At 63.7% G+C, this 19,497-nt stretch carries 22 protein-coding genes; 12 read left to right on the top strand and 10 right to left on the bottom strand.

The features are described from left to right. Entirely contained in the window at nt 1-1,212 is a 1,212-nt protein-coding gene (locus tag ACVIIV_RS36040) for an ABC transporter substrate-binding protein (protein WP_456748445.1), read from the bottom strand. 167 nt (nt 1,213-1,379) lie between these two features. Between ACVIIV_RS36040 and ACVIIV_RS36035 the strand changes: the two genes are divergently transcribed. Genes ACVIIV_RS36035 through ACVIIV_RS36025 form a run of 3 tightly spaced genes read left to right on the top strand, consistent with a single transcriptional unit; the run spans nt 1,380 to nt 3,463 of the window. After that, nucleotides 1,380-2,078 (top strand): TetR/AcrR family transcriptional regulator, encoded by a 699-nt coding sequence (locus ACVIIV_RS36035; RefSeq protein WP_456748444.1) that lies wholly within the window; start codon nt 1,380-1,382, stop codon nt 2,076-2,078. Next, nucleotides 2,056-2,616 carry a carboxymuconolactone decarboxylase family protein gene (locus ACVIIV_RS36030; protein WP_456748443.1) on the top strand — a complete coding sequence of 187 codons (561 nt, stop codon included), beginning with the start codon at nt 2,056-2,058 and terminating at the stop codon, nt 2,614-2,616. The genes ACVIIV_RS36035 and ACVIIV_RS36030 overlap by 23 nt, the downstream gene beginning before the upstream one ends. Nucleotide 2,617: 1 nt before the next feature. Beyond that, a complete protein-coding gene (locus ACVIIV_RS36025; RefSeq protein ID WP_456748442.1) occupies nt 2,618-3,463 on the top strand; it encodes an SDR family NAD(P)-dependent oxidoreductase in 846 nt (281 codons plus the stop codon). 273 nt (nt 3,464-3,736) lie between these two features. Here the strand turns inward: ACVIIV_RS36025 and ACVIIV_RS36020 are convergent, their stop codons facing one another. From ACVIIV_RS36020 to ACVIIV_RS36000, 5 genes are all read right to left on the bottom strand, one after another. Further along, nucleotides 3,737-4,246, bottom strand: a complete 510-nt coding sequence (locus tag ACVIIV_RS36020; protein WP_456748441.1) for a DoxX family protein — start codon at nt 4,244-4,246, stop codon at nt 3,737-3,739. Beyond that, nucleotides 4,243-5,025 (bottom strand): HvfC/BufC N-terminal domain-containing protein, encoded by a 783-nt coding sequence (locus ACVIIV_RS36015; RefSeq protein WP_456748440.1) that lies wholly within the window; start codon nt 5,023-5,025, stop codon nt 4,243-4,245. The genes ACVIIV_RS36020 and ACVIIV_RS36015 overlap by 4 nt, the downstream gene beginning before the upstream one ends. After that, nucleotides 5,015-5,929, bottom strand: coding sequence for an MNIO family bufferin maturase (gene bufB, locus ACVIIV_RS36010; RefSeq protein ID WP_456748439.1), 915 nt, complete (start codon nt 5,927-5,929; stop codon nt 5,015-5,017). The genes ACVIIV_RS36015 and bufB overlap by 11 nt, the downstream gene beginning before the upstream one ends. Nucleotides 5,930-5,966: 37 nt before the next feature. Then, entirely contained in the window at nt 5,967-6,272 is a 306-nt protein-coding gene (locus ACVIIV_RS36005; RefSeq protein WP_456748438.1) for a BufA1 family periplasmic bufferin-type metallophore, read from the bottom strand. A 184-nt stretch (nt 6,273-6,456) separates the two neighbouring features. Continuing rightward, on the bottom strand, nt 6,457-6,642 hold the full coding sequence (locus tag ACVIIV_RS36000) for a hypothetical protein (protein WP_456748437.1): 186 nt from the start codon (nt 6,640-6,642) through the stop codon (nt 6,457-6,459). Between the two features lie 291 nt (nt 6,643-6,933). Between ACVIIV_RS36000 and ACVIIV_RS35995 the strand changes: the two genes are divergently transcribed. Beyond that, entirely contained in the window at nt 6,934-7,515 is a 582-nt protein-coding gene (locus tag ACVIIV_RS35995; protein WP_456748436.1) for a HutD/Ves family protein, read from the top strand. Nucleotides 7,516-7,618: 103 nt separating this feature from the next. Continuing rightward, nucleotides 7,619-8,809 carry an adenylate/guanylate cyclase domain-containing protein gene (locus ACVIIV_RS35990; RefSeq protein WP_456748435.1) on the top strand — a complete coding sequence of 397 codons (1,191 nt, stop codon included), beginning with the start codon at nt 7,619-7,621 and terminating at the stop codon, nt 8,807-8,809. Nucleotides 8,810-8,906: 97 nt separating this feature from the next. Here ACVIIV_RS35990 and ACVIIV_RS35985 read toward each other — a convergent pair whose 3' ends face one another. Further along, nucleotides 8,907-9,113 carry a hypothetical protein gene (locus ACVIIV_RS35985; protein WP_456748434.1) on the bottom strand — a complete coding sequence of 69 codons (207 nt, stop codon included), beginning with the start codon at nt 9,111-9,113 and terminating at the stop codon, nt 8,907-8,909. A 98-nt stretch (nt 9,114-9,211) separates the two neighbouring features. Then, nucleotides 9,212-9,580: a rhodanese-like domain-containing protein gene (locus tag ACVIIV_RS35980; RefSeq protein WP_212371646.1), complete on the bottom strand. Its 369-nt coding sequence runs from the start codon at nt 9,578-9,580 to the stop codon at nt 9,212-9,214. 521 nt (nt 9,581-10,101) lie between these two features. Here ACVIIV_RS35980 and ACVIIV_RS35975 point away from each other — a divergent pair. The 3 genes from ACVIIV_RS35975 (at nt 10,102) to ACVIIV_RS35965 (ending at nt 11,510) form a co-directional block, all read left to right on the top strand. After that, the gene (locus ACVIIV_RS35975; RefSeq protein ID WP_456748433.1) at nt 10,102-10,326 is read left to right on the top strand and encodes a hypothetical protein; all 225 of its coding nucleotides are present in this window, start codon (nt 10,102-10,104) and stop codon (nt 10,324-10,326) included. A 1-nt stretch (nt 10,327) separates the two neighbouring features. Continuing rightward, nucleotides 10,328-10,540, top strand: a complete 213-nt coding sequence (locus ACVIIV_RS35970) for a hypothetical protein (protein WP_456748432.1) — start codon at nt 10,328-10,330, stop codon at nt 10,538-10,540. A gap of 172 nt (nt 10,541-10,712) precedes the next feature. Then, complete coding sequence (locus ACVIIV_RS35965) at nt 10,713-11,510, top strand: adenylate/guanylate cyclase domain-containing protein (RefSeq protein WP_456748431.1); 798 nt, start codon at nt 10,713-10,715, stop codon at nt 11,508-11,510. A gap of 168 nt (nt 11,511-11,678) precedes the next feature. Here the strand turns inward: ACVIIV_RS35965 and ACVIIV_RS35960 are convergent, their stop codons facing one another. Continuing rightward, on the bottom strand, nt 11,679-13,079 hold the full coding sequence (locus ACVIIV_RS35960; protein WP_456748430.1) for an OpgC domain-containing protein: 1,401 nt from the start codon (nt 13,077-13,079) through the stop codon (nt 11,679-11,681). Between the two features lie 552 nt (nt 13,080-13,631). Here ACVIIV_RS35960 and ACVIIV_RS35955 point away from each other — a divergent pair. Beyond that, nucleotides 13,632-14,294 carry a response regulator gene (locus tag ACVIIV_RS35955; protein ID WP_456748429.1) on the top strand — a complete coding sequence of 221 codons (663 nt, stop codon included), beginning with the start codon at nt 13,632-13,634 and terminating at the stop codon, nt 14,292-14,294. On the opposite strand, the gene ACVIIV_RS35950 is transcribed toward ACVIIV_RS35955, so the two are convergent. Continuing rightward, nucleotides 14,289-16,403, bottom strand: a complete 2,115-nt coding sequence (locus tag ACVIIV_RS35950; RefSeq protein ID WP_456748428.1) for an MASE1 domain-containing protein — start codon at nt 16,401-16,403, stop codon at nt 14,289-14,291. The genes ACVIIV_RS35955 and ACVIIV_RS35950 overlap by 6 nt on opposite strands. A gap of 1,064 nt (nt 16,404-17,467) precedes the next feature. Between ACVIIV_RS35950 and exbB the strand changes: the two genes are divergently transcribed. The 3 genes from exbB to ACVIIV_RS35935 are packed head-to-tail and all read left to right on the top strand — an operon-like array spanning nt 17,468 to nt 19,495. Further along, nucleotides 17,468-18,316 (top strand): tonB-system energizer ExbB, encoded by an 849-nt coding sequence (exbB, locus tag ACVIIV_RS35945; RefSeq protein WP_456748427.1) that lies wholly within the window; start codon nt 17,468-17,470, stop codon nt 18,314-18,316. A 4-nt stretch (nt 18,317-18,320) separates the two neighbouring features. Next, entirely contained in the window at nt 18,321-18,746 is a 426-nt protein-coding gene (gene exbD / locus ACVIIV_RS35940) for a TonB system transport protein ExbD (protein ID WP_456748426.1), read from the top strand. Continuing rightward, complete coding sequence (locus tag ACVIIV_RS35935; protein WP_456748425.1) at nt 18,743-19,495, top strand: TonB family protein; 753 nt, start codon at nt 18,743-18,745, stop codon at nt 19,493-19,495. The genes exbD and ACVIIV_RS35935 overlap by 4 nt, the downstream gene beginning before the upstream one ends. The last annotated feature ends 2 nt before the right edge of the window (nt 19,496-19,497 follow it).

Genomic DNA, 19,497 nt, shown 5'->3' with positions numbered 1-19,497 from the left:
TCAGTTCTTCAGGAGATCGCCGAACGGCACCCAGCGCGTGCCGTCGAAACGGATCAATTGAAGGCTCGTCATCGGCGTGTACCGCTCGGGTGAATTGTTCACCGCGGTGCCATTGATCAGCATCGGCAGGCGCACGTCCTTCAGTGTGGTCGCCTGCTTCATGATGTTGGCGCGGGTGAGGTCGTTGCCTGATGCCTTCAGCACCGCCATCAGCGTCTGCGCGATGGTGTATCCGTAGACGTTGAGCCAGTCGCTTTTGTTGGCCTCGGGCAGGTACTTGTCCATGAACGCCAGCCATTCCTTGTAGCCGGCATCGTCCTTCAGCGCCGGGTCGGTGGCATCCTTCAGATACTGGCTGGAGATGACGCCGGTGGAATTGTCCTTGCCGGCCGGCTCCAGCACGCCGCTGATCGAGGCCGAGACGTTGGAGATGATGGTGACCGGCTTCCAGCCGATCTCGCCGATCTTGCGGATCGCCTGCGCCGCGAATTTCGGCGTCGCCGCGACCAGCACGACATCCGCGCCTGCAGTCTTTAATTGCAGGATCTGGGTGTCGACCGTGGGTGCCGAGGTCTCGTAAGCCGCCCGCGCGACGATGGCTTCGCCGCTGCCGAGTCCTTCCTCCAGCGCCTTCAGATAGTCCTTGCCGAGATCGTCGTTCTGGTAGAGCACGCCGACCCTGGCATTGGCGTGGCTGGCCTTGATGTATTTGGCGTAGGCGATCGCCTCGTCGCGATAGGTCGGTTGCCAGCCGACGGTCCACGGAAAGTTCTTGGGGTCGTCCCACTTCGCCGCGCCCGAGCCCAGGAACAGCTGCGGCACCTTGCGGTCGTTGAGATATTTGTGGACGGCGCTGTTGGTCGGCGTGCCGACGCCGCCGAAGATCAGCAGCACTTCCTCGCTCTCGACCAGCCGCCGCGTCTGCTCCACCGTCTTGGGCGGACTGTAGGCATCGTCGGCAATGATCATCTGGATGCGCCGTCCGTTGATGCCTCCCTCGTCGTTCACCTTGCGAAAGTAAGCCTCCGCCGATTTCGCGATCTGCGCGAACGCCGATACCGGGCCGCTGAGCGGCGCGGTGGTGCCGATCTTGATGGTCTTGTCGTCGGCGCCGGGATCGTATTTCGTGCTTTGAGCAGAGGCGGTGCTGGCCACGAGCAGCGGCAACAGGATGCAAGCCGCGGCCAGGCGAGGGCGGGCAAAGCGCGCCATAACGTCGTCTCCCTAAATTGCTCTCCGCCTCTCGATGGAGCGGAGTTGAAACGCGAGAACAGCGCCCGAAAGCGATCTTGCGGGCCGCGATCATTGCCGCCAGATCGGCGAAACGAACGATCGTTCGCCTGGTTGACTATCGAACGATCGTTCGTTAGTCAAGGCGCATGGCTGTCCACACCTCCAGCGCGGCGGAAGCGGCTGCGCCTACCACCCGCGAGCGCATCCTCACCGAGGCGCTCAATCTGTTCGCGCAGAGCGGTTATGGCGGCGCCTCGATGCGCGAGCTCGCGCGCCGCGTCGGCATCCGCGAGAGCAGCCTCTACAATCACTTCCCCGGCAAGGCCGCGATCCTGGAAGCGATCGTGAGCGAGCACGGTCCGGCAAGCTCGGCGAGCCGACTGGAGGAGCCGCGCTACAGGGAGCTCGCGCGCCAGCCCGCCGCATTCTGCCGGCAGTTTGCGCTCGACCTCGTCGAGCAATGGTCCGATCCGCGCGAGCACCAATTCCAGAAGGTCATCACCGCCGAGCGCAACCGCGTGCCCGGTATCCGCGCCAAATTCGCCGACCACTTTTACGCGCGTGAGCAGAGCATGATGACGGATTATTTCCGCGGCTTTGCGCTCGCGGGCCTGATCTCGACCACTGATCCGCGCGAGACCGCGCGGCTGTTCGCCGCCGGGCTGATCTACATCCGCCTCGAGCATTACGTGATGGGCGCGGTGCCGTCGCCGCGGCCGAAGGTGATCGAGGCGATCGACCGCTATCTCGCCTTTTTCCTGTCGCTGATCGCGGCGGGCAACGATACCGACAACAAGAAACGAAAGCCCAAGGGAGAGACGCGTGGCAAGGCTGCCCCTGATTGATCCGGAGACGACGAGCGGCGACATCCGCGCCTCGTTCGACCGCATGCCGGTCAAGCTCAACATCTTCCGCATGATGGCCCACGCCGAGGCCAACATGATCCCGGCGATGCGGCTCGGCAATTCGATCCTGCACAAGCAGAAGCTCTCTGCCGTCAACCGCGAGCTTTTGATCTTGCAAGCCGCCCAGCTCGAAGGCGGCGCCTATGAATGGCGCCAGCACGTGCCGATCGCGCTTGGCGTCGGCTGCACGCAAGCGCAGATCGATGCGGTGGAGCGCGCAGACTACGATGCCGTCGGCTTGAGCGATGCCGAGCGCGCGCTGCTGAAGTTCGGCCGCGAGGTGGTTGAGAACGTCCGCGTCCCCGAAGCGACCTTCGCGGTTGCTCGCGCGCATTTCAGCGATCAGGAGATCGTCGAATCCATTGTCGCCCTCGGCTTCTACATGATGATGGCGCGGCTCACCGAGGCGACCGAGACCGATCTCGATCCCGCCGCCGGCATGAAGGTCTATGACGGCGGCAAGAAGCAGGGCGGCTGAGATGACGGATACCGAGACCAAGCCGGAGCGCTACGTCCGTCCGCTGAGCGCGGAGTCCTCGGGCGAAGCGCCGGGCAGAGGACGCCTGAAGGGCCGCCGCATCCTGATCGTCGGCGGCGGCCAGCGCGTGTTCGATGCCGCGACCGACCCGATCGGCAACGGCCGCGCCATGAGCATTTTGTGCGCGCGCGAGGGCGCCAAGGTCGCGGTCGCCGATCTCAACCGCAGCTCCGCCGAACAGACCGTCAAGCGCATCACCGACGAAGGCGGCGAGGGCTTTGCCATCGCGGCCGACGTCACCTCGGAGGCCGATGTCGTCCGCATGATCGACGAAGCGCACCGCGCCATGGGCGGGCTTGACGGCATGGTGCTGAACATCGGTACCTTCGGCAAGACCGGGCTCGATGCCGTCAGCCCCGATGAGTGGAACAAGATCTACGACGTCAACGTCCGCGGCCCCATGCTGTGCTGCCGCGCCGCGATGCCCAGGTTCGACAATGGCGGCGCCATCGTCTTCATCTCATCCATCGCCGCGCTGAAAGCGGGATCGCAGATGGCGGTGTACGATTCCTCAAAGGCCGCGCTCGGCGGCCTGATGCGCAACATCGCCCATCTCGGATCGCACCGTGGCATCCGCGCCAACCTCGTCTATCCCGGCCTCGTCGATACCCCCAATGGCCGCGAAGCCGGCGCCGGCCGCCCCAACCGCGGCAAGGGCCACATCCCGTTCGGCCGCCAGGCCACCGCGTGGGAGATCGCCTATGCGGTGCTGTTCTTCCTCTCGGACGAAAGCGTCTACGTCACCGCGCAGACCCTCGCGGTCGATAGCGGCCTCAGCGGGATGTAGGATTTAGCTCGTAGCCCGGATGAGCGAAGCGATATCCGGGGCGACCGCTCCCGCATGTCGCTTCGCTCATGCGGGCTACGACCGGTGCGCTCCGGGCTACTGCAAACTACACCCACTGACGTCATCCTGAGGTGCTCACCTTGCGATGCATCGCATCGCAAGGTGAGCCTCGAAGGATGGGCCACAAGCGCCCGCGGCCCATCCTTCGAGGCGCGCAAGGGCGCGCACCTCAGGATGACGGTCGTGCGTGTGGATGCACGAAATCGCGCGCGTTCATCGCCCGTGCGACCGCGCGCGACAAATGAGATGGTCGAGCGAGATGTGCCCGGGCCCGTAAGCCATGAGGGCAAGTGCCATCGCCACCCAAGTGAGGTGGATCGGCCAGCCGTCGGGCACCGTGAGCTCGACGATCACAGTCATGACCAGCAGCCCGAGCGCTGCGAACCGAGTGCCCAGTCCCAGCACCAGCAGGATCGGGAACATGATCTCGCCGGAGCCCGACAGGAAGGCCATCACTGTCGGTGCCGGAAAGTGATAGGGGCCGCCAGGCAGATGCAGCATGAATTCGTCGCTGAACAGCGTCACCGCGGTGTCGTTGAGCTTGAGGAAGCCGTCCCATTTGAGCAGGCCCGAGCGCCAGAACGGCACGGCCAGCGCGAGGCGCAGCACGAGCTGGACCAGCGATGGCATCGCGAGCGCCTGCACCAGATGATTGGCCCTGTCGAGGAGCGCGCCGGGCGAGGGCAGGCCGCTAGCGGGCGTCATGTGATGGTCCGTGATCATGCTGGGTCTCCGCAACAGAGCGAGGTGAAGGCGCCGGCTTCGACCAGCCCGGCGATGTTCGCGGCGATGTCGAATTCGCTTGCAGCCTCCAGCGCCGCCGCCGCGGCCTCGCCGAGCGGCCGGCCCGACATGAGATGGTGCGCGAAGACCGCGCCGCCGGGTGGAAGGCGGCGCACGGCGACGTCGAATTCGCCTCGTGTGATCAGGGCATCCTCCGGCGTGGAAGCATCGATCCGCATGCCCGGTGCATCGTCGCGGTTCGCTGCAAAGATCGTCACGGCGGCGTAGTCCGAACGCAGGCATCGCGCGGCCGGGTGCGGAATGAACACCAGATCGGCCAAACAGTCGGGCGTCACCGCCGAGAGCCGGGCCGGCGACAGCGGGGCGGCGTCGGCGGCGTGATAGGCATCGAGCCAGGCCTGCTCGAGACGCGCGACGTCGGCGAGCCAGGGCATATCTCGCGCATGCTCATACTGCGCAATGAATTCCGGGAAATCGCGGCCGTATTCGAACAGCAGCGGCGATGTCGGCGGATTGCTGCGCACATGGAAGCGCGCCATCGCGCGGAAGAAGTCGGTGCCGGTGATGCGCTGCACCGCCGGATAGATCGCGGCGAGTGCGTCGATCAGGCTGACCGTCACGTTGTTGCGGTAGACGTCGTAGCGCCGGCTCGCGGCCTTGCCGTTTGGGCCGGTCACGATCTCGGGCGTGCTGCGTGCAGGATCCAGCAGCGGCGGCGCGAACGAAGCGGCGAAGGACAAGCCGGGTTCAGGCAGCATGACGGCCTCCTGCCGGCTCGGTGGACTGATGACGGTCGAGGATCACCTGGGCGGCGGAGGCCTCCGTTTGCAGCACCGGCCAGTCCGGAATCTTGCTGTCCCATTCGATCAGCGTCGGCACCGCGCCGCGGCGCCGGATCACGATCTCGTAGAGCTTCCAGACGGCGTCGGCGACCGGGCCGTCGTGGCTGTCGATCAACAGCAGGTCACCTTCGTCGTCGGCCTGCTCGGCATGCCCGGCGAGATGAATTTCCTCGACGCGCGACAGCGGGAAATCAGCGAGGTAGTCGAGCGCCGAGTATCCATGGTTGGTCGCGGAGACGAACACGTTGTTGACGTCGAGCAGCAGGCCGCAGCCGGTGCGCTCCGCAACCGCGCGGATGAATTCGGTCTCGCGCATCGAGGATTCGCGGAAGGCGAGATAGGTCGACGGGTTTTCCAGCAGCAGCGGCCGGCGGATCGCCTCCTGCACCTGGTCGATGTGATCGCAGACGCAGGCCAGCGTCGCCGCGGTATAGGGCAGGGGCAATAGATCGTTGAAGAAGCTGGTCTCATGCGTCGACCAGGCGAGATGCTCGGAGACCAGCGCGGGCTGATAGCGCGCGACCAGGCCACGGAAGCGCGCCAGATGCGCCTTGTCGAGCGGCCGGGGCGCGCCGATCGACATGCAGACGCCGTGCAGCGAGAGCGGATGATCGCGGCGGATCGCCTCCAGCGCGCGATGCGGCGGCCCTCCGGCGCCCATGTAGTTCTCGGCGTGGACCTCGAAGAAGCCGCGCCGAGGCTTTGCCTCGAGGATTCCGGGGAGGTGCTCGGGCTTGAAGCTCGTCCCGGCAACGCCGCCGATTGGCGTTACGAAGCGGAGCGGCAGCACTGCTGGTCGGACCGGCTTGATTGTGCTCATCGTGCTGCTCCGCTCGCGCTTCCCGTTGCGCCGGCCGTTACACCGGCTTCAGCGAACCCTTCTTGCCGCCCGGCAGTTCGATGCTGGTGCAGGTGCCGCCCTGCACGAATTTCCAGGCGTTGCCTTGGTAGTCGACGGTCGAGGTGCCCTGGCAGGTCGTGCCCGGTCCCGCCGCGCAATCGTTCTGGCCCTTCAGCGCGACGCCGAAGCACTTCTCTTTCTTGGCAGCGACAGCGGCATCGGCTTCGGCCTTGGTCAGGGGGCCGGCGGAGGCAAGGGTCGCGAGCGCGGTCGACACCGCACCGGCGAGGACGAGGGAGGTGACGGCATGTTTGGCAGACATGGAGGTTCTCCTGTTCGAGGTGGCATCGCGGGGATGCGCGCATGGTCTCCTTCGCTCCGCGCGCCGCCCGCGTTACCGGCGGGCTGTTCACGACTCCGTGAGACCGATTGGATCGGGCGCACGGGCGGTGCGCTTGGGTGGGGATTTAGCGGGCAAGTGGCGGCGTAAAGCCAATGCCTTGGCGCTATCGACACGTTAGCGCACACGCCGGTTTACCGACGCGCTCGCCGATTTCGAGGCCGTGTTGAAGCAGCGCAGCCACGATCGCCCGGCCGAGCTGATGCGGGACCGCTGCCGGCAGCTCGCTGAAGCCGCGCCTGATGCGGCCTGGCAAGCCGGTGGCGGCGTTGGCGTCGAAATAGCGGGTCATCGAGAAAAGGCGTGGAACAGCACGAGAAGCCCTACGATAAGCAGTATGCTCATAACTGAAGAGAACATGGATAATGCGTTGTCGTCTTGAGGGCTTTGCAACGGTCGCGCTGCCATAGCAGGGGGTTCATCTTGAGCGGCTTGCGACGGTCGCGCTGCTACAGCAGGAGGTTCATCCTCCGAAGCTGGTGATGCCACTAAAATGGGTGATGCAAACCGCTCAAGGGGAGGTAACAGATAATCTCGTCGACTCGCGACTTCGGCGGCAAACTCCCTCCGGACGACCAAGATCATGAAAACCACGCTGCTCAATCCTGAAAACTATACCCGCTCGCCCTGGAAGAACGGCGGCGGCATCTTCACCGACATCGCCGACGCTCATCGGGCCAATGCGCCGAAGGACTGGGACAGCCTGCTCTGGCGCTTTGCGTCGACGCCGATCGTCGCGCCCGGTCCCTTCTCCCATATGCCGGGCATCGATCGCTTGCAGATGGTCGTCGAGGGGCGCGGGCTGGTGCTGAAGGCGCCCACGCAGGAATTCGACGAACGTGAAGCTTTTACGACCGTGCGCTTCACCGGCGAGCTCGAGATCGTGACCGAGCTCGAGGCCGGTCCCGTCGAGGTCGTGAACCTCATGGCGCGTCGCGGTGCGGCGGAGATCGATCTCCTCGCACTGAAGGAGCCCGGCGACAGGCGGCTCGCCGCCGGCACGCATCTGGTCTACGCCCCGCGCGGCGCATGCCGCAGCCGCCTCGACAATGAGGATTTTGCGATTCCCCGCACCGGCACGCTGAAGGTCGAACTGGCCGGGCCATCGCAGCTTGCGCTCGTGTCGGGTCTGGCGGTGCTGGGGTCGATCCGGCTTCCCGGCTAGTCCCCAAACCGATGCGCACAATCCGTGCAACTGGCTAGGTTGACGCCGCGCGGCCGGCGCACGATATCTGCTTCGCAAAAGACCGCAGCTCGAGGGGCAGGATATGAACGCGCCACACAACCATGTCCCCACGCCGGCCGACGGCGTCATCGACTGGCTGACCAACGGCACGCGCGATGAGCGCTTCATCGATAATATCTTCGCGCAGATGTGCATCCGCCTGCAGCAGGCGGGCATTCCGGTGCAGCGTGCGACGCTCCACGTCCTGATCAATCACCCGCAGTGGCTGGGAGCCCGCATGATGTGGTCCGACGGGATGCGCGAGGCGGAGATTGCGCTGGTCGACTATGACGTTCGCGAGCGGTCCGAATATATCGGCAGCTCTGCCAGCGAAATCCATGACGGCGCCGCCGAGGTGCGTGAGCGGCTCGAGCAGGATTCCTCGCTCGGTCGCAAGCACGCCCTCTATGACGAGATGCGGGCCAAGGGCCTCACCGACTATGTCGCCTGGCCGCTCTACCATACCCTCGGCAAGCGGCACATCGTCACGTTCGCGACCGATCGGCCCGGCGGTTTCGACGATGCGCATATCGCCGGCCTCAAGAAGCTGTTGCCGGTGCTGTCGCTGGTCAGCGAAATCCGCATCAAGAACCGCCTGGCACGGACGCTGCTGGAGACCTATGTCGGCTCCCATGCCGGCGAGCTGATCCTTGCCGGCGCCACAAGGCGGGGCAGCGGCACGACGGTGCGCGCCGCGATCATGATCTGCGACCTCAGGGATTTCACCAAGATTTCCGACAACTGGCCGCGCGACGATGTCATCGACCTGCTCAACGACTATTTCGACGCGATGTCGGAGCCGATTGCGCGGCACGGCGGCGAGATCCTGAAATTCATCGGCGACGGACTGCTCGCCATCTTCCCGCTGAGCGCGCCGAACGCCTGCGCCAATCTGCTGCATGCCGTGGCCGAGGCCCGGCAAGCGATGGCCGCGCTGAACGAACGGAACAGCGCGACGGGCCGCGCGCCGCTGAACTACGGCATCGGCGTCCATGTCGGAGACGTCATGTACGGCAATATCGGATCATCGAGCCGGCTCGACTTCACCGTGATCGGCCCGGCCGTCAACATGGCCTCCCGCCTCGAAGCGCTGACCAAGAAGGTCGGCAAGAACGTGCTGCTGTCACGCGATTTCGCCGAGCTGGTGGAGAAGCAGTTCGAGCTGGAGCATGTCGGCAGCCACGAGGTGCGCGGCTTCAGCGATCCGATCGAGCTGTTTGCGTATCCGGGGTGAGGCATGGCTAATGCGCCTCACTATGTTTCAAGTCCGGAAAACACGCGTGACGGCCGATCGTTGCTAGGAAGATGAAGTCCCGGTCGATGGGGCAAGGTCAAGCGCCGCCAATGGCCCGAGTGATGGTGCCACTCCCGCCGCAGGTGACGCAGGGGGCGCCGTCGATGCGCCCCTTGCCATGACAGTCGGGACAGACGTCTTCGCCCGTACCCATGGTTCCGGGTGCCGCTTCATCGCCAGGATTGAGCGTTGGCCGGATCCCGGTCTTTGCGTCCTGCGCGTGGGAAGACTTGGTCTTGGTCATTTGCGCCTCCTCGAAAGGAGCGCAACGCGCCTTGCCGCAGGAAGTGCCAATCGGAGCCCGCGGCGCCACAGTCAACGGAACCGCGCGGCCTGTTCCTCCTATTTTTCGACCGCCCCCGACCAATCCTTGAAGCCGCCGACATTGTAGACCTTCTCGTACCCCATATCCTTCAGCACCTTCCCGGCCAGCGCCGATCTGCCACCGGACGCGCAGTAGAGGATGACGGTCTTGGTCTTGTCGAACGCCTTGTCGTGATAGGGCGATTCCGGATCGGCGCGAAATTCCAGCATCCCGCGCGAGACATGCACGGCGCCCGCAATCTTGCCGCTGGCGGCGACTTCCGGCGCATCGCGAACGTCGACGACCAGCGTGTTGCCGCTTCCGATCATCTCGGCCGCCTGCTCCGACGTGATCTTCGGCACTGCCGCGTTCGCAGCTTCCAGCATTTGCTTGACACTCGTTGCCATCGGTTCTCTCTCCTGTCGCCCCACGGGAGCATAGCACATCGATTTGGGCTGCGCCTCCTCCGGTCGATGGATGCCACGCCGCGCAAACGGGCGTTCGCCGGCCCCTCCATGTGCCGGGCCGCGCGTCGTGCGGATGCGCAATTGAGGGCGCCTTGGTGAAAGAGATCGCCGCGCAAGACTCGTAGGCTGGTTTCGTTGGCGGCTCGGACGACGAATGCCGCCCGCTTCATCGGAAGGCGAGGCAAGCCCCGATGCAACAGAAGAGGTGATCGGCGACATCAGGCGCGACAACGAGAGGAGACGTCAATGCCAACCTGCTCTGGAAGTTATCATGGTCGACCCGGGCGCTGTGCCGTCTGCGACGGCGGGTTCGGTCTCGTCAGGTATTACGCGTGGCGCAAGCCTCTCTGCTCGAGGAAGTGCGTCGAACGTTTCGCGACGCGCCGCCAGGACGACCGCGACTGGGTCGGCCATTTCCCGATCGCCTTCGACCTGCCCCCAGAGAACCGCGCGAGGATCCCATGACCCTGCAGATGTCACGACGAGGCAAGCAATATATGGAAACGGCGCAGAGCCTGCTGCGCGCGGCGCGGAGCATGACCGACGAGGTGGTTGCGACGCGGCTGAAGCTGCTGGCCGATGATTATCAGCGGCGCGCCGAAAAGGCCTCGAGCGCCGATGCCGCCAAATCGGTGACGCGCTCGGCCGCAAGGGCGGAATACGACTGGTCGAAGGAGCTCGCGTGAGATGATCAGGATCATTGCCGTGCTCTGCAGCCTCTCGTCGCCGACGAACTGTCGTGAACAAATCGTCACGACCTCGGACTTCGCCGACGTGACGATGCAGTCCTGCCTGATGGGCGCGCCGCAGCTCGCCGAATGGATGGCGCAGCATCCGGCCGAACGTCTGGCCGCATGGCGCTGCACGATCGGCAAGCAGGGCGGCGGCAGAGGAATCTAGGATGCGAGCTTAGGGTACGCAGGCAGAGCAGGCCAATCGCAATGGCATCTCCTCAGTGCGGGGCCAAGCGGCATCGGAGCCCGTTGAAACTGCTGAGTCCTGTTGCCAACGCCGGGTTGTCCGACTACGCTTTGCGACAAGCTACGCCCAAACGGTCTTTGGCCGCACGTTCATGCCGAAATTCCTTCGCATCGGGGTCCATCAGTCCAACGTCTCCGGGTACACGTCGAAGGCGTGGTGCGTCAGGCGCGTTGGCTCGGCAGTTTTCCTGAAGTGGGGCGCCGTGGAGGTGCACGGCGCCGGCGATGGGCGCAAGGTCTACTGGTCGCGTCTGCCGCAGGAGAAGACCGTTCGTTGCGGCACCGCGCAGCGCGCGCAGGACTACACGAAAGCCGCGATCGCCCGGCGCCGCAATCATCGCTACGAGCCGCTGACCGGCCCCATCGCGAACCGGCGCCCATCGGCCGCACGCAGCGCCGAGCTCAAGCAGGCACTCGCCACCATCCTGATCGTCGACATCGTCGGCTCCACCGCGAAGGCCGCCAAGCTCGGCGATGCGCGCTGGACCAAGGTGATGGGCCATTATTACGCCGCCGTCCGCAAGGAGCTGAAGAGCGCGCGCGGCAAGGAGGTCGTGACCACCGGCGATGGCGTGTTGGCGACGTTCAAGAGACCTGTAGCCGGCATCGCTTGCGCGACCGCGATTCGGAAAGCCGTGCGCACGCTCGGCCTCGAGATCAGGGTCGGCCTGCACGCCGGCGAATACACCATCAGCGGCGGCGAGATGGTCGGCCTCGCCTTCCACATCGGCACCCGCGTCGCCGCCAAGGCGCGCGCCGGCGAGGTGCTGGTGTCGAGCGCGGTGAAGGAGCTGATGAAAGCGCAGTCAGCGGTGAGCCTGAGGGATCACGGCGTGCACCGGCTGAAGGGCGTGCCGGAAAGGTGGAGGTTGTGGCGGGTGGAAGGGTGAGACGGCGTGCGGCAGCCTGCAGCGCCTTCAGCTTTCGAAAGGCCGCGGCGTGGCCAGGATCAGAAACACCGGGACCGAGCCTTCATGTGACATTGCCTATCATGGCCGCCCGGCTACCGACTGAGCGCGTTGGAAGCGACGCCATATGTCGGACTTGGGAATGATCGCTCAGAATGGAATCGTCGCGGTTGCATTCTGGGCCGCCATGGCTGCAGGCTTCGATGCCGTCGCGGTGGCATCCGCCTTGCGCCGTACCAATTCGTCTGCGAAGCGGGGCCCCTGGTGGAATTGCCGCTCGCTGATGAGGCGTTTCTGATTGCCGGCCCATCCGAACTCGCGCAGTCCTCGGCGGAACGCCTCCAGGGTGCGCCAGCTAACGGTCCCCCGGGCGTCCTCCTGGGCGCGCACACTCACCGGCAGTGCAACGGCCGGCTGCGGCCTGGGCTTGTTCTTGATCAAGTTCAGCAGCGTCGCCGTCATGATCATCGTCAGGACGCCACCAACGCTGAGCGTGATCTGCATCGCAAGCCCCGCCGATATGTCGAGCAGCGCCAGGAGGCTGACGAGCGTAAGCAGGACACCGAGGCAGAAGATTGGCAACGAGTGCTTGCCACAGAGGATGGCGCCGCGCATTACCGCAGTCGTCAATGCTTGTCGATTGGGCGGCACAAACCATACCGCCACAACCGCAAGGGCCAAGAAATGCAATAGACGCAACGGATCGAGATTCGATTTGTCCATCTGGTAGGCCAACTTCGTCAGCCCCTGCGGGATCAACGCTTCCAGAGGCTTGATTCTCCAGCTCAATACGATGACGAGGCTGAAGACCAGATAGAGAACGGCAGGCACGAGCGCCATGCGTGACGTTAGCCAGGGCCGCACTCTTTCGCCCTCGATTATGACCCACGCGCCAAGGACCACCAGCAGCTGCCAGGCCAGTGGATTGAAAGCCCAGTTGCCGTTTGGCCACGCCGGCAAGGACCAGCCGAACATGTGCACCAGCGCATAAAGCGCCAGCGAGGCGCCGAGCGTCACGTTCGGCAGTCGGAGCAGCAACCACAGCAACGGCGCGAACAAGAGGTGGAGAAGCACGAAGATCGGCAACACGTCGGTATTAACCGGGCGGTACTGCAGAATCGCCGCATGCGCGAGCGTCGCGCCCGGCTGGTCCAGCAGAATGCGCGTATTGCTCTCGTCAGCAAGGCGTTCCACGCCAGCGATGTGGACGAGCAGGGCACAGGCGAGCGTGAGCAGCAGAAATGCGACATAAATGTCCCAGCTGCGCTGGAGCGTCCGGCGGATCACGCTGGTCCATCCCTCGCACCTCCATACCTTGCCGTAGGCCAGTGCGCAGGTGACGCCCGAGACAAACATGAACACTTCCGCGGCATCGCTGAAGCCGTAGTTCCGCAGCGTCAGCCAACTTCCAATGTTATTCGGGACATGATCAAGAAAGATGCACCAGAGCGCGATGCCGCGGCAGGCGTCAATGCGCGGGTCGCGGCTGTTGGCTTTCAGCTCCGGCGCCACGTCCACGGATGGCTTTAGGGTGGCGGTTCGATCATGCATTGGCTTGCCTCGTCCAGCGTGCGCGCACGCTTAAAGAGGAACGATCGAGACGGATCGAATTTGAAAAAAGCGCGGCCCTGCGGGTCGTGACAGCGCCGCAGTTCAGGGTTGCTTCACATCGACCTGGCCACGACAGCAATTGCGACAATGATCGTATGGCCGCGCCGAGTAAAACGCTGGTGGAGAGGCTGACTGTCGGCATCATCGTTCAAGCGGCGCAGTGTGTAAATCGACCGCAGGTCGTTACAGAGACATGCCTAGGTCCTATGACCAAGGTACCGTCCGGGCCGCGGTATCTATTTGATACCTTCAGCCACGCGATGAGCAATTCATCGCTCGCGTGGACGGAGGCCAGCGAGGACCGCGCTTCACGTAGTCCGCGCTCCTTACGATCGTGCGCCGATTGCAACCATAGCACACAGCAGTGCTCGGCTCCTACTTTGAGTGCCCGACGGCGAACCGCTGGACCAGAGATAGAAGGTGGACGGTTTCGAAGGTGGGTGTATGATTTTTCATTGATCTCCGGGCGGTCAGAGAACGGAGAGCATTTTTATGAAGGTTCTTGTTGTTGACGATCACACATTGATCCGCGAGGCGTTGCACGGCGTCCTCAAGCAATTGAAGCGAGAAGCCGTGATATTCGAAGCTTCGAGCAGTCGAGAGGCCATGCACGTCGTCGAGCAGCATCCCGATATCAGCCTCATTTTGCTCGATATCAATTTGCCTGACCGCGACGGCTTCTCTGTCCTTTGCGAACTGCGCCATCGCTATGCGACGATTGCTATCATCATTCTCTCGTCCTCCGATGATCAGGAAACGGTCAGGCGCGCTTTCAAACTTGGCGCGCTGGGTTTCATCCCGAAAACCACGGAACGTGAAGTGATGCTCAACGCAATTGAGTTGGTGTTCTCCGGTGGAGTTTACATTCCCTCGGAGATTCTGGAGGAAACAGCGGGTTCGCGTTTTGCGGATAAACCATTGGCTCGCAACTCGCTCAAGGGACTCGGATTGACCGATCGTCAGATCGACGTACTGGCGCTCCTGATGAAGGGAAAAAGCAACAAGGTCATTGCCAGGACGCTCAATATGGCAGTGCCGACAGTGAAGAATCACATCACGGTCGTTCTCAAGGCGCTCGGCGTAGCGACGCGCACTGAGGCTGTCATAAAGGTCGGAAAAATGGGCTGGGAGTTGCCGCCGAAATCTGATTCATGAAACCGCCCCGGTGCCTCTCCCACCATCATGATCCCTAAGGAGCTCATGCATGACAGCGCGGAGCTGCATCGGATCGACGGGCTTGTGCAGCAAAATGTACCCTCTGTCCCTAGCCTCCCGCAGAGGTTCAGCTGCGGTATCGCCGCTGATGAGAATAGCGGGAATTGACGAGCCAAACGCCGCATTGACTTGTTCAATTGCCCGGATTCCGGTCTTACCGCTTGCGAGATGATAGTCCGAGATTATGAGATCGGGACGCTGTTCGCGCTCGGCAAGTCGGACAAGTGCAGCTTCGTCGGACCCGGCGGCAAGAACCGAGTATCCCCATTTGCTAAGCAATCCGCCCGTTCCCTCCTGCACGATCGGAGTATCGGCAATGACAAGAATTGCCTTGCCGTCGACCGCCAAGGCGCCGGGGTGGGGTAAGTCGGCGGGCGCCGCGGACCTGACGCATTGATCGACTTTCGGAACCAGGATCGCAAATCGCGAACCTCGGCCCACAGTCGAAGCCAGGTCGATTTGATGATTGAGAAGCAGACGAAGCCTGTCGACAATGGCGAGGCCGAGGCCCAGTCCGCCGGACCGGTTCTGTTCTAAGGTGGGAACTTGAAAAAATTCGCGAAAGATATTCTGCTTTTGATCCTCGGGAATGCCAGGACCGGTATCGCATACTTCGATACGCAACATTTCACCGCGCCGACGACATCCGACCAGGATACCGCCCTGCAACGTATAGCGCACCGCATTTGACACAAGATTCAGCATGATGCGCTCGAGCAGCATCGCGTCGCTTCGGACCCAGGCGTCACTTGGCCTGACGCGTAGCCGCAGCCCCTTTTTTTGCGTGGCCTGGTCAAACGCCGTCTCGATTTTCTGCAACAGGCGCTCGATCGGGAATTCGGTGATCTTGGGGGTAAGCATTCCGGCATCCAGCCTGGAAATGTCCAGGAGCGAATTGAACATTTCATCCATTTCCTTGCGGGTTGCGTCGATCCGTTCGATCGTACTTGTCCTTTCCTCCGGTTTGAGCGGGGTCCGCAGCTGGGCGACGAACAACCCCAGCGCATGCAAGGGCTGCCGCAAGTCATGGCTTGCCATGGCGAGAAAACGCGATTTCGCTGCGTTGGCGAGCTCCAGTTCCTGTGTACGCTCGGCGACCTTCTGCTCGAGTTCGACGTGCGCGCGGCGCAGGCTTCCTTCCGCTTTCTCGCGGACCTCGACATCCGCGCTCAGCAGCAAGCTTGGAACGGTAATGCTGATCAAGAACATCAACACGAGCAGGAATGACGCATTGGGATCCGGAGTCGCGAAGGGTCCGCCGCCCGCGTGCGTTCCCCAAATCGTGATGCTCGCAAGCACGAGAGCAACCGTTGCGGTATCGCGTGGACCGCGACGAAGCGCCGCCCATAGCATGGGCAGGATGGCCAGAAAGCCGAGTGGATCTCGGCCGGGCGTCTGCTTGATCAGGGGGCTGAAAGCAATGAGACCGACAACCGCTGCTGTCGCGAGGACCCCTGCCGTCTCCACAAAATCGTGCCAGTTGAAGGCTTGATGGTGGTTTGACACCCACAGCACGATTACGGGGGCAATGACCAGTGCGCCGGTCACGTCGCCCAGCCACCAGGTGATCCACGCGTCCGCGAAATTCTTTGGCTCGATGTATCCGAAGAGTGCCAGGCTGGTCAGTCCAATGCTGGCGCTGATCGGTGCCGCGATCACGACGCAGATCAAGGTAAACTTTGCGACAGAATTTGGCGTGGAAAACGTTTCACACCCGCCTGACCACTTATTAACGAGATACGCGCCGGCAATCGCCTCGAGAGTGTTACCGGTTGCGATCGCAATTGCGGTGGCAACCGAGCCTGCCGTCGTCGCATTGGCGATCATCGCCGCGGCAAAAATTGCGGGCCAAGTTCGATATCCCCGCAACAGCACTGCCGCCAGCGCGACGCCTGTCGGCGGCCAAATTGGTGTTGCGCTGGGATGAATAGAGGCGAGGGCAAGGCCACCCTTTGCCGAGGCGAAATAGATCAGTCCAATCACGACGAGACCACCGACGTAGCTGACGCCGCGGTATGAATCTAGGTCGGGTGATCGTCGATCGGACATCGTCGGCGCCGGGACTAGGCAATTGGGGCGTTCACCACGGCTGAATTTTGAAATCTTGGTCGAAGATCAAAGATCGCTAGCTCGATATGGCAGATGCCCTCAGATCGAATTGATCACCGCAGTCTGCTGGCGGACTAACGAGACGACGCGTGCGTTCGAGGAGCCTGTGGCCGACTTTGTGTCAGTCCCTCCTCTCTGCACCAGTGGGAGACGAACAGGCCGCCGTGGCGCCCGGAGGAATTCGCGCCGTCTCGTGTTCACCCGACTTTTCGGGGGAGGCATCGTACGACGAAGATAGGCTCTCCGAAAGGCTGGATTTGAACTCGGACAAGCTCGCTGTGTGCGACAAAGGCCCTATCTCTCGTTGGAGCCTCGGGGCTAAACCACCTGCACGATAGGTTGCTGTGGCAGACGAGAAAGAGCAAGCTTGACTCAAGAATAGAAGCATCGCCATGACCGACGGGACGCTGAGTCCGTTTGCCTCGACAGTGACGTTTGGGATGAGCGGCGCAATTCTCCCTTGACAGAACGATCGCCAACTCGAGCTCGTCTTTAAGGGGATCACGCTCGGCCTCTCGACCGCGCCGCGCAGGATGCGCTGCGTGTGCGGGCTCCTCAGGATGAGGACGGAGTATGCGGCAGCAGTTTCAGCGGGCCCAATGCTGATTGGCCTCATCCTGAGGAGACCGCCACCGGGTCCGCGCGAAGCGCGGCCCGATGACAGGCTCCGCGGTCGCCTCGAAGGACGAGGCGCTTGCTCAGACTGCTCCAACGCATCGATTGCCCTGCGCCCGCAGGGGAGGTAGCGACCGCTTTTGTCGCGTTGACTGTGTCTCGCTCGCTTTCGACCGCGTTTGCCGTGCTTCGTTCCAGTCGTTTCTGGTACGAAACTGGTGCGGTGCCTTCGGAGCGCTGAAAGTCCAAACCCTTGCATTCACATGGCTTCCCGGCCGAATGGCAGGCGCCTTGCCGGGACGCGGTTGCTTCTTAGCATTTGCAGTAAGTCGTAGGTGATGCTACAGAATAAAGCATAGGGCATGACGTGAGCTGAAAGAGCGCCTCCGATGCAATTTCGTACACTCCCGCGCGGTCGCTTCGGTTCGACCGGTCAGGCAGCCTCCTGCGTCCCGATGGTGGTCACGGCTTGCTTGATCGCCGCGATGAGGCCTGCACTCGCGCAACAGGGTTCCGAGACCGCGGCAGTGGCTGCCGCGACACTTCCTCGCGATCTCAGTCCCTGGGGCATGTTCATGCAGGCCGACGTCATCGTGAAGGCCGTCATGGTCGGGCTTGCCTTCGCCACGCTGGTGACCTGCACGGTTTGCCTGTCCAAGACGATCGAGCTGCTCAATGCGCGCCGCAACGTACGGCGTGCCCTGCGCGAGCTTGCGGTGGCGCGGAGCCTGGACGAGGCGGTGCAAGCCGTCCGCGAGGGGCCCGTGGCACGGTTGCTCGAGGGCACCGTCGCCGAACTCGATCTGAGCACCGATCGGATGGACAAGGAAGGAATCAAGACGCGGATCGCTTCCCGGCTGCAGCAGATCGAGGCGGCCGCAAGCCGGCGCATCGCGTTCGGCACCGGCGTGCTGGCGACCATCGGAGCGACCGGCCCCTTCGTGGGCCTGTTCGGCACGGTCTGGGGCATCATGAACAGCTTTGTCGGCATCTCGAAATCCCAGACCACGAACCTCGCCGTCGTCGCGCCCGGTATCGCGGAGGCGCTGCTGGCCACCGCGCTCGGGCTCGTGGCCGCCATCCCGGCGGTGGTGATCTACAACCTGTTCGCCCGCCAGATCGGGACGTATCGCGCTCTGCTCGGCGAGAGCTCGTCGGAGATCGCGCGCCTGGCGGGCCGGGATCTCGACGGCGGCGCCATCGGCGCCAGGCGGCTGCGGCTCGCCGCGGCGGAGTAAGCCGATGGCGATCAACCTCGATCAGGCCGGCGGCGACCTCGCGGAGGTCAACGACATCAACGTGACGCCGTTCATCGATGTCATCCTCGTGCTCCTCATCATCTTCATGGTCGCCGCGCCGCTTGCGACCGTCGACATCGCCGTCGACCTGCCGGCTTCGAATGCGCAGCCGCATCCGCGTCCGGACAAGCCGGTCTATCTCACGGTCAAGCCCGATCTCTCCTTGTCGGTCGGGGACGAGACGGTCAGCCGTGCCGCGCTCGCCGGCGTGCTCGATGCGGCCACCAACGGCCAGAAGGACGCGCGGATTTTTCTGCGTGGCGACAAGATAGTGCCCTATGGCGAAATCATGCGGGTCATGAACGGGCTGCGGGCGGCCGGCTATCTGAAGGTGGCGCTGGTCGGACTGGAGCAGACGACCGAACCATGAAGCGTCTCGCCGCAGAAGACGCGTCGGACCTGAAGCGCTGGACGTTCAGCAGCCTCGCCGTCCTGACCATGTACAGTGCACTCGCCGCTTCGCTCGCGACGTGGCAACGCTCCGACGATCTCGATCCGGCCGAGCCGGCTGGCGCCGTCGTTGTCGACCTTGCGCCGCTGCCTGCCGCGCCATCGACCACGCCGACTGACATTCCGCCTGGGCCGGAGCAGGCGGTGTCGGAGGCGCGCCCCGAGGCAAAGCCCGAGGTTGCGCAGCCCGACGATGCGCCCGAGCTTCCGCAGGCCGCCAATCCGGAGGCCGTCGTCGATGCGCGGACCAAGGCGCAGCCGGACGCCGCGCCGGAGCAACAGGCCGCAGCCGCGACGTCGGCGCCGCAGGCCTTGTCGGACCGCGTCGCGCCGGTGGCGGTGGCGCCGACGCAGGGACTGCCGGCTCAGAAGGAGTCGCAGGTGCTTGCGACCTGGCGCTCGCAGATCCAGGCTCTGGTCGAACGCAACAAGCGCTATCCGGAAGCCGCGCGGTCGCGGCGTGAGCAGGGCATCACGCAGGTCCGCTTCACGCTGGATCGCCGCGGCATGGTCGGCGATGCACGCGTGATCCAGAGTTCGGGCTCGGACGCGCTGGACGGCGAAGCTCTCGCCCTGCTGAAGCGCGCGCAGCCGTTTCCTGCGCCGCCCGATACGTTTGCCGGCAACGTCGTCATGGTCAGGTTGCCAATCCGTTTCACCGTCAAGTAGGG

The organism is Bradyrhizobium sp. USDA 4354 (assembly GCF_054060315.1).
Note: the sequence above shows the minus strand (reverse complement) of the source record. Positions and strands in the feature narration are given on the sequence as shown.

Bases quoted from the DNA above. Each gene is read 5' to 3' on its own strand.
- ACVIIV_RS36040 (WP_456748445.1), bottom strand. From the start codon at position 1,212: ATGGCGCGCTTTGCCCGCCCTCGCCTGGCCGCGGCTTGCATCCTGTTG.
- ACVIIV_RS36035 (WP_456748444.1), top strand. From the start codon at position 1,380: ATGGCTGTCCACACCTCCAGCGCGGCGGAAGCGGCTGCGCCTACCACC.
- ACVIIV_RS36025 (WP_456748442.1), top strand. From the start codon at position 2,618: ATGACGGATACCGAGACCAAGCCGGAGCGCTACGTCCGTCCGCTGAGC.
- ACVIIV_RS36020 (WP_456748441.1), bottom strand. From the start codon at position 4,246: ATGATCACGGACCATCACATGACGCCCGCTAGCGGCCTGCCCTCGCCC.
- ACVIIV_RS36015 (WP_456748440.1), bottom strand. From the start codon at position 5,025: ATGCTGCCTGAACCCGGCTTGTCCTTCGCCGCTTCGTTCGCGCCGCCG.
- bufB (WP_456748439.1), bottom strand. From the start codon at position 5,929: ATGAGCACAATCAAGCCGGTCCGACCAGCAGTGCTGCCGCTCCGCTTC.
- ACVIIV_RS36005 (WP_456748438.1), bottom strand. From the start codon at position 6,272: ATGTCTGCCAAACATGCCGTCACCTCCCTCGTCCTCGCCGGTGCGGTG.
- ACVIIV_RS36000 (WP_456748437.1), bottom strand. From the start codon at position 6,642: ATGACCCGCTATTTCGACGCCAACGCCGCCACCGGCTTGCCAGGCCGC.
- ACVIIV_RS35995 (WP_456748436.1), top strand. From the start codon at position 6,934: ATGAAAACCACGCTGCTCAATCCTGAAAACTATACCCGCTCGCCCTGG.
- ACVIIV_RS35990 (WP_456748435.1), top strand. From the start codon at position 7,619: ATGAACGCGCCACACAACCATGTCCCCACGCCGGCCGACGGCGTCATC.
- ACVIIV_RS35985 (WP_456748434.1), bottom strand. From the start codon at position 9,113: ATGACCAAGACCAAGTCTTCCCACGCGCAGGACGCAAAGACCGGGATC.
- ACVIIV_RS35980 (WP_212371646.1), bottom strand. From the start codon at position 9,580: ATGGCAACGAGTGTCAAGCAAATGCTGGAAGCTGCGAACGCGGCAGTG.
- ACVIIV_RS35975 (WP_456748433.1), top strand. From the start codon at position 10,102: ATGACCCTGCAGATGTCACGACGAGGCAAGCAATATATGGAAACGGCG.
- ACVIIV_RS35970 (WP_456748432.1), top strand. From the start codon at position 10,328: ATGATCAGGATCATTGCCGTGCTCTGCAGCCTCTCGTCGCCGACGAAC.
- ACVIIV_RS35965 (WP_456748431.1), top strand. From the start codon at position 10,713: ATGCCGAAATTCCTTCGCATCGGGGTCCATCAGTCCAACGTCTCCGGG.
- ACVIIV_RS35960 (WP_456748430.1), bottom strand. From the start codon at position 13,079: ATGCATGATCGAACCGCCACCCTAAAGCCATCCGTGGACGTGGCGCCG.
- ACVIIV_RS35955 (WP_456748429.1), top strand. From the start codon at position 13,632: ATGAAGGTTCTTGTTGTTGACGATCACACATTGATCCGCGAGGCGTTG.
- ACVIIV_RS35950 (WP_456748428.1), bottom strand. From the start codon at position 16,403: ATGTCCGATCGACGATCACCCGACCTAGATTCATACCGCGGCGTCAGC.
- exbB (WP_456748427.1), top strand. From the start codon at position 17,468: ATGCAATTTCGTACACTCCCGCGCGGTCGCTTCGGTTCGACCGGTCAG.
- exbD (WP_456748426.1), top strand. From the start codon at position 18,321: ATGGCGATCAACCTCGATCAGGCCGGCGGCGACCTCGCGGAGGTCAAC.
- ACVIIV_RS35935 (WP_456748425.1), top strand. From the start codon at position 18,743: ATGAAGCGTCTCGCCGCAGAAGACGCGTCGGACCTGAAGCGCTGGACG.